2 rRNA genes (1 of these 2 only partly in view) are annotated in these 2800 nt (G+C 50.0%); both read right to left on the bottom strand.

Going from position 1 to position 2800, the window contains the following annotated elements:
• Positions 1 to 11: 11 nt before the first annotated feature.
• Positions 12 to 130, bottom strand: a 5S ribosomal RNA gene (gene rrf / locus C8D98_RS13645).
• 101 nt (positions 131 to 231) lie between these two features.
• Positions 232 to 2800, bottom strand: a 23S ribosomal RNA gene (locus C8D98_RS13640) (it continues 338 nt past the right edge of the window).

Genomic DNA, 2800 nt, shown 5'->3' with positions numbered 1-2800 from the left:
ACGTAAAAAATCCCTGGCGGCGACCTACTCTCCCATGTGTTAATCTTCACACAGTATCCTCGGCGCTGGAGAGCTTAACTTCCGTGTTCGAAATGGGAACGGGTGTAGTATCTCCGCTAAAGCCACCAGGGAATCCATAAACTTCTTATAAATTCCAGTTAAACTGTTATAAACATCTTCATGTTTTGACTTTCATATGAGCTTTTAAAATTAAGGGAAGCAGGTTTTTATTATATCAAGCCTTACGGACTATTAGTACTGGTTAGCTCAACGCCTCACAACGCTTACACACCCAGCCTATCAAACATGTAATCTACATGTGTCCTTTAATGACTTTCGTCAGGGAGATCTCGTCTTAGGGCCAGTTTCCCGCTTAGATGCTTTCAGCGGTTATCTGTTCCAGATGTGGCTACTCAACAGTGCCCCTGGCGGGACAATTGAAACACCAGTGATCTGTCCATCCCGGTCCTCTCGTACTAGGGACAGACCCCCTCAAATCTCCTACGCCCGCAGCGGATAAGGACCGAACTGTCTCACGACGTTCTGAACCCAGCTCGCGTACCACTTTAAACGGCGAACAGCCGTACCCTTGGGACCTGCTACAGCCCCAGGATGTGATGAGCCGACATCGAGGTGCCAAACCTCCCCGTCGATGTGAACTCTTGGGGGAGATCAGCCTGTTATCCCCGGGGTACCTTTTATCCGTTGAGCGATGGCCCTTCCATGCGGAACCACCGGATCACTAAGGCCTAGTTTCCTACCTGCTCGACTTGTAGGTCTCGCAGTCAAGCATCCTTATGCCTTTACACTCGTCAATTGGTTTCCAACCAATTTGAGGATACCTTCGCGCGCCTCTGTTACTCTTTCGGAGGCGACCGCCCCAGTCAAACTACCCGCCAGACAATGTCCCTCCGGTTGCACACCGGCTAGGTTAGATAATCAGTACATCAAGGGTGGTATTTCAAGGTTGACTCCACGCACTCTAGCGAGCACGCTTCACAGTCTCCCACCTATCCTACACATGATATACCAAGTATCATTGCCAAGCTATAGTAAAGGTCCACGGGGTCTTTCCGTCCTGCTGCGGGTAAACGGCATTTTCACCGCTACTGCAATTTCGCCGAGTTCATGGTTGAGACAGCGTCCAGATCGTTACGCCATTCGTGCAGGTCGGAACTTACCCGACAAGGAATTTCGCTACCTTAGGACCGTTATAGTTACGGCCGCCGTTTACTGGGGCTTCGATTCAATGCTTCGCTTGCGCTAACATCTCCTGTTAACCTTCCAGCACCGGGCAGGCGTCACACCCTATACTTCCTGTTACCAGTTTGCAGAGTGCTATGTTTTTGATAAACAGTCGCCTGGACCTCTCTTCTGCCACTCTCTTCCGCTTCAACCGCTAAGGTTTACACGTACAAAGAGCTCACCTTATCCCGAAGTTACGGTGACATTTTGCCGAGTTCCTTAACCATGATTCTCTCGAACACCTTAGGATTCTCTCCTCGCCTACCTGTGTCGGTTTGCGGTACGGTCGCTCTATGGACTCCTTAGAAGTTTTTCTCGGAAGCATGGTATTAATGACTTCGTCCTTGTTACGGGACTCGTACTCGCATCTCGGCCTTAAACAAACGGATTTGCCTATCTGTTCAGCCTACCTGCTTGAACCGGGACAACCAACGCCCGGATCATCTAACCTTCTTCGTCACTCCATCGTCAAACGTCATAGAACGGTACAGGAATATTAACCTGTTTCCCATCAGCTACGGCTTTCGCCCTCACCTTAGGGACCGACTAACCCACCGCGGATTACCCTGCCGGTGGAAACCTTAGGCTTACGGTGTATGGGTTTCTCACCCATATTATCGCTACTCATGCCTGCATTATCTCTTCCGCACGCTCCAGCATACCTTACAGTACACCTTCAACGCTGAGCGGAATGCTCTTCTACCACTCAATTACTTGAGTCCGTGATTTCGGTGGTATACTTAGCCCCGTTATATCTTCGGCGCGAGAACACTAGACCAGTGAGCTGTTACGCTTTCTTTAAAGGGTGGCTGCTTCTAAGCCAACCTCCTGGCTGTTTAACCATTCTCACATCCTTAACCACTTAGTATACACTCCGGGACCTTAATCGACGGTCTGGGCTCTTACCCTCTTGACTACGGACCTTCTCACCCGCAGTCTCACTGCCTTGCTTAAATTACCGGTATTCGGAGTTTGATAGGGTTCGGTAAGCGGTATGCCCCCTAGCCCTTTCAGTGCTCTACCCCCGGCAACAAACACAAGACGCTGCACCTAAATGCATTTCGAAGAGAACCAGCTATCACCAGCCTTGATTGGCCTTTCACCCCTATCCACAAGTCATCCGAACGCTTTTCAACACATATCGGTTCGGGCCTCCATAACCTTTTACGGTTACTTCACCCTGCTCATGGATAGATCGACTGGCTTCGGGTCTGCAACATACAACTAGACGCCCTATTCAGACTCGGTTTCCCTACGGCTCCGTCTAATGACTTAACCTCGCTGCATATCGCAACTCGCAGGCTCATTATGCAAAAGGCACGCCGTCACACCTCATGGGTGCTCCGACCGCTTGTAAGCAAATGGTTTCAGGTTCTATTTCACTCCCTTAACAAGGGTTCTTTTCACCTTTCCCTCACGGTACTAGTGCGCTATCGGTCGATGAAACGTATTTAGCCTTAGAGGATGGTCCCTCCAGATTCCCACAAAGCTTCTCATTCTCCGTGGTACTCGGGGTTACCGCCAAACTTCTCAGGATTTCGCATACGAGACTATC

Source organism: Seleniivibrio woodruffii, assembly GCF_004339245.1.
Classification (GTDB): domain Bacteria; phylum Chrysiogenota; class Deferribacteres; order Deferribacterales; family Geovibrionaceae; genus Seleniivibrio; species Seleniivibrio woodruffii.
Note: the sequence above shows the minus strand (reverse complement) of the source record. Positions and strands in the feature narration are given on the sequence as shown.